Raw genomic sequence first — 4623 nt, 5'->3', positions numbered from 1 at the left:
CCCCCGGGGGGGGGGGGGGGGGCCCCGCCGCAAAGCGGTGGGGAGGGTGAGGGGGATGCGTGGCGGGACTTTTGGGAAGGCACGCGATGCATCCCCCTCACCCCGACCCTCTCCCCGGGGGGGAGAGGGAGAGTCAGGAGACCTTCACATCAAGCCCGCTTGCCCCAGCCCGGCATCGGGAAGACCGGGTCGGCTTCGGCCGAGGCCTTCGGCAGGACCACGGTCGGGCGCAGCTTGTGGTTCTGGATGCAGGCGGAGATCAGGTTGGTGTTCTGGCCCTTCTCGTCGAAGGTGATCGCCGGGCCGACCATCAGCTTGTCCGACAGGTTGGTCTGGCGCAGAGCCGCCAGCATCGCCGAGGCCTCCGCCGTGCCGGCGCGCTTGAAGGCGTCGGCGGCGATCAGGATCGCCTCGAAGGTGAAGGCGACGTTGAAGGCGTAGCCCTCGAACCGGTCGTTCGGGAACTGCTTCTTGAAGGCCGCCTCGACCCGCTTGGTCATCGCCGCCTTGGGGTCGTACCAGGGCAGGTTGGTGATGGCGTAGTCGGCATACTTGCCCAGCACCTTGTAGAACTGTTCGTCATACAGGCCGGGCGAACCGGGGGAGACGATGCCCTTCGGCTCCCAGCGCTGCTTGACCATCTCGCGCACCATCATGATGGCGTCGTTGGCGCGGGTGGTGACGATGGCAAGCTCGGCGCCGGTGGCCTTGGCCTTCGCCACCTCGACCGCCAGATCCTGCGCCCGCGGGTCGTAGGAGATCGATTCGACGATCTGGAACGGCATGTCCAGCTTGGGGAACAGCGCGTCGATGGCGGCCTTGTTCGCCATGCCGAAGGTGTCGTTGGCGTGCAGGAAGACGGCGGTCTTCGGCGTGGTGCCGGTGGCGGCGAACAGGTCCTTCATCAGCGACATCCCGTTCGACACCAGCATGGTGGAGGTCGGGAAGTTGCGGAAGACGGTCTTGTACCCCTGCTCCGTCAGCTTGTCGGCGGCGGCGATGTTCATCACCAGCGGCACGCCGCGCTGCTCGCACACCTGGGCGGCGGCGGCGGTCTGGCCGCTGTCGAAGGCGCCGACAATGACATGGGCGCCGTCGTTGATCAGCTTTTCCGTGCGCGAGCGGGCGACGTCGGCGTTCGATTCGGTGTCGGCCGACATGACCTCCACCTTATAGCCGAGGTCGGACAGCACCGCCGGCGCGATGTCGGCGCCGCGCTGGCAGGCCTGCCCCGCCTGGGCCAGCAGGCCGGAGCGCGGCAGCAGAACGCCGACCTTCAGCGTGGTGTCCTGCGCGAAGACCGGGGCGCGGCCGAAGCCGGCCAGCACGCCGCCGGCGATGGCGGCCTGCCCCAGCGTGCGGCGGGAAAGGGCGAGTCCTCCGGTGGAACGGTTCTTATGATCGTTGGTCATGGTCCTGCGGATGCCTTTTGGCTGGTCGCAAAGCGGTTTGGTTCGACCGAAGAGTCCACCGCCGGCCCCCTCCGTGTCAAAGTGGAATCGCCGAAGTCCTTCAATACGCAACGGAATGACCTTCATGCCCAACGGCAGCCGGACCGTCACCCTCGACGAGGCGCTCGCCATCGCGCTCGACCACCTGAAATCCGGGCGCCTGGACGAGGGGGAGGACCTCTATGCCCGCATCCTCGACGCCGATCCCGGCAATGCCGAGGCGATGCACCGGATGGGCTTCATCGCCGGCCGCCGGGGCGACATGGACCGGGCGCTGGACCTGCTGACCCGCTCGGTGGAGCGGGCGCCCGATGCCGATGCGCTGTTCAACCTGGGAACCCTGCACCACCGCGCCCTGCGGACGGAGGAGGCCATCGTCGCCTATCGCCGCGCCCTGGCGCTGCGCCCCGACTTCCCCGATGCCGAATATCACCTGAGCGAGGCCCTGCAGGGCGCCGGCCGCCTGGACGAGGCGCTGGCGGCGCTGGACACGTTGCTGGGGCGCCACCCGCATTATCCCGCCGGCTGGCGCCAGCATGGCGACATCGAAGCGGATTTGGGCCGGCCCGGCGCGGCGGTGCATTTCTATGAGATGGCGCTGGCGCTGAATCCCGCCGACGACCTGTCGCGGGAGCGGCTGGCGGCGCAGGAGGAGGCCTTCCGCACCCGCAGCGCGGCGACGGCGGCACGGCTGCCGGACGGACGGCACGACCTGCGCGACACCACCATCCTGATCCCGTTCCGCGCAGACAGCGACGACCGCAGGCGCAACCTGCGCTGGATCGTCGGCTTCCTGCTGAAGCATGTCGACGCCACCCTGCTGATCGGCGAGGACAAGGACGGGCCGAGCGACGTGCCGGACGCGCTCGGCCCCGCACTGGCCGCCCGCTGCCGCCACCTGCATCTGCGCGGCAACGACACGCCCTTCACCCACAAGGCCCACCTCATCAACCGCATGGCCGAGGCGGCCGACACGCCCATCGTCGCCCTGCACGACACCGACATCGTGGTGGACCCGGTGCAGTATGTGCTGGCGCGCGACGCCGTGCGGCGGGGCGGCGGGATGGTCTTCCCCTACAACGGGCTGTTCTTCTGGATCATGGGCCGGGAGGTCCTGCGCTTCGGCCACACCCTGTCGGCGGCCCCGCTGAACGCCGTCTGCCCACGCTTTCCGCTGATGCACCGCAATTCCCCCGGCGGCGGCGCCTTCTTCGACCGGGAGCGGCTGCTCGCCAACGGCGGCTACAACGAGGCCTTCCTGTCCTGGGGCTTCGAGGATGACGAGATCGTCGAGCGCTTCCGTCGGCTGGGGCTCGGCGTCGAGCGGGTGCCGGGACCGCTCTACCATCTGGAGCATGCCCGGCCGGCGAACTCGTCGGAGCAGAACCCCTTCTTCGAGGCCAACCGGACGGAGCTGGAGCGCGTGCGCAACGCAGACGGCGAGGCGCTGCGCACCGATATCGCCGCCGGGCGGCTGCGCCGGCCGCTGCTGTCGTCGCGCGATCTTCCGCCACCGGTCGCATCGCCGTTCGACTGAAAGCGGCGCAAATGCGGTGCAACGCCGGGAACCCCTTGAAGGGGCAACGGCCCGGACACAGGTGAGGGAGCGGGATGTGACGAATTCGAGAACGATCTCGTGTTGAGCTTGGCACGCAGACTGTGGGCGGAGGCCATTTCGGGCGCTCCCTCGGCCGGTCCTTTTGGCGGCCGGGCGGGACCGGCATCGGTGCCGCGCGGCATGCGCGTCTATGCGGTCGGCGACATCCATGGCCGGCTCGACCTGCTCGAGCAGATGCTGGGCCAGATCGCCCGCGATGCCGAACAGGCGCCGAACCTGCTGAAATACCTCGTCTTCCTCGGCGATTATGTCGACCGCGGCCCGGATTCGCGGCTGGTGATCGAACGGCTCGCCTGCGGGCTGCCGCCGGCCTTCGGCGCGGTATTCCTGCGCGGCAACCACGAGGACACCATGCTGGGCTTCCTGTCGGACCTGCGCGTCGCCCCCGGCTGGCTGACCTATGGCGGCGATGCGACGCTGGAGAGCTACGGCATCCCCGCCCCCGATCCTGATGCGCCGACGGAGCATCTGCAGCAGGCGCAGATGATGCTGAACAGCCTGCTGCCGGCCCATCACCGCGCCTTCTTGACCGGCCTGCGCTGCCACCTGACCATCGGCGACTATCATTTCGTCCATGCCGGCGTCCGCCCCGGCGTCCCGCTCGACCGGCAGGAGGACCAGGACCGGCTGTGGATCCGCGAGGTCTTCCTCGCGTCACGCGCCGATCATGGCAAGGTGGTCGTCCATGGCCACACCATCGCGCCGGAGCCTGAACTGCTGGCCAACCGCATCGGCATCGACACCGGCGCCTACGCCACCAACCGCCTGACCGCCCTGGTGCTGGAGGGGACGGACCGGCGGTTCCTGTGCACGGTGTGAGGGGGGCTCTGGCCGAAATTGGGGGAATTGGCGCCGGAGCAAGGTCTAAAAAGCACATCTGCCGCAATGGAAAGGTCCAGCCGACGTTTCACGGCGCATAATGGCCGCCTTCGACGCGAGCGTGCCCGCGCAACTTGCGGCATGCCCACGCCTCACCTCAGGGAGGGGCACATGGATCGCCAAGCGGATCGCCAAGCCGTATACCAGGAGATCACCGACATCTTCGGGCTGGTTCCATCCTTCTTCAAGGAACTGCCCGACACCACCATCGAAGCCGAATGGCGCCTGTTCAAGGCCGTGCAGGTCGATGACGGGCCGATCCCACAGAAGTACCGCGAACTGATCGGTCTGGGGATTGCCGCCGTCATGAAGTGCCGGTATTGCGCCTTCTATCATACGGCGCTCGCCAAACTGTTCGGCGCAACGCAGGATGAGATCGAGGCCGCCGTTCATTACGCGAAGTCCAGCGCGGGCTGGAGCGCCTACCTGAATGGCATGCAGGTGGACTACGACACCTTCACACGGGAGGTCGATCAGGCCTGCGACCATGTGCGGAGCCAGATGTCGCAACAGCAGCGCGCCGCCTGATCGGCACCGGTCCGGAACGACAAAGGGCTCCCGGATTTCTCCGGAAGCCCTTGTCTTATTGGTCGGAGAGAGAGGATTCGAACCTCCGGCCCCTGCCTCCCGAAAGCAGTGCTCTACCAGGCTGAGCTACTCTCCGATCATGGCACC

At 68.0% G+C, this 4623-nt stretch carries 4 protein-coding genes and 1 tRNA gene; 3 read left to right on the top strand and 2 right to left on the bottom strand.

All coding sequences use genetic code 11. From position 1 onward, the window contains the following. Positions 1 to 149: 149 nt before the first annotated feature. A complete protein-coding gene (locus TSH20_RS34220) occupies positions 150 to 1412 on the bottom strand; it encodes an ABC transporter substrate-binding protein (RefSeq protein WP_109155942.1) in 1263 nt (420 codons plus the stop codon). 124 nt (positions 1413 to 1536) lie between these two features. On the opposite strand from TSH20_RS34220, the gene TSH20_RS34215 reads away from it, so the two are divergent. The 3 genes from TSH20_RS34215 (at position 1537) to TSH20_RS34205 (ending at position 4476) form a co-directional block, all read left to right on the top strand. Next, on the top strand, positions 1537 to 2988 hold the full coding sequence (locus TSH20_RS34215; RefSeq protein ID WP_109155945.1) for a tetratricopeptide repeat protein: 1452 nt from the start codon (positions 1537 to 1539) through the stop codon (positions 2986 to 2988). Between the two features lie 99 nt (positions 2989 to 3087). Beyond that, positions 3088 to 3888 (top strand): metallophosphoesterase family protein, encoded by an 801-nt coding sequence (locus TSH20_RS34210; RefSeq protein WP_109155943.1) that lies wholly within the window; start codon positions 3088 to 3090, stop codon positions 3886 to 3888. A 171-nt stretch (positions 3889 to 4059) separates the two neighbouring features. Continuing rightward, the gene (locus TSH20_RS34205) at positions 4060 to 4476 is read left to right on the top strand and encodes a carboxymuconolactone decarboxylase family protein (RefSeq protein ID WP_158282115.1); all 417 of its coding nucleotides are present in this window, start codon (positions 4060 to 4062) and stop codon (positions 4474 to 4476) included. Between the two features lie 59 nt (positions 4477 to 4535). Here TSH20_RS34205 and TSH20_RS34200 read toward each other — a convergent pair. After that, a tRNA-Pro gene (locus tag TSH20_RS34200) sits at positions 4536 to 4612 on the bottom strand. Between the last annotated feature and the right edge of the window lie 11 nt (positions 4613 to 4623).

It is taken from the genome of Azospirillum sp. TSH20, assembly GCF_003115935.1.
In the GTDB taxonomy this organism is placed as follows: domain Bacteria; phylum Pseudomonadota; class Alphaproteobacteria; order Azospirillales; family Azospirillaceae; genus Azospirillum.
This window is presented reverse-complemented; position numbering and strand designations above follow the sequence as displayed.

Coding starts and splice junctions, on each gene's coding strand:
- TSH20_RS34220 (WP_109155942.1), bottom strand. CDS start 1,412: ATGACCAACGATCATAAGAACCGTTCCACCGGAGGACTCGCCCTTTCC.
- TSH20_RS34215 (WP_109155945.1), top strand. CDS start 1,537: ATGCCCAACGGCAGCCGGACCGTCACCCTCGACGAGGCGCTCGCCATC.
- TSH20_RS34205 (WP_158282115.1), top strand. CDS start 4,060: ATGGATCGCCAAGCGGATCGCCAAGCCGTATACCAGGAGATCACCGAC.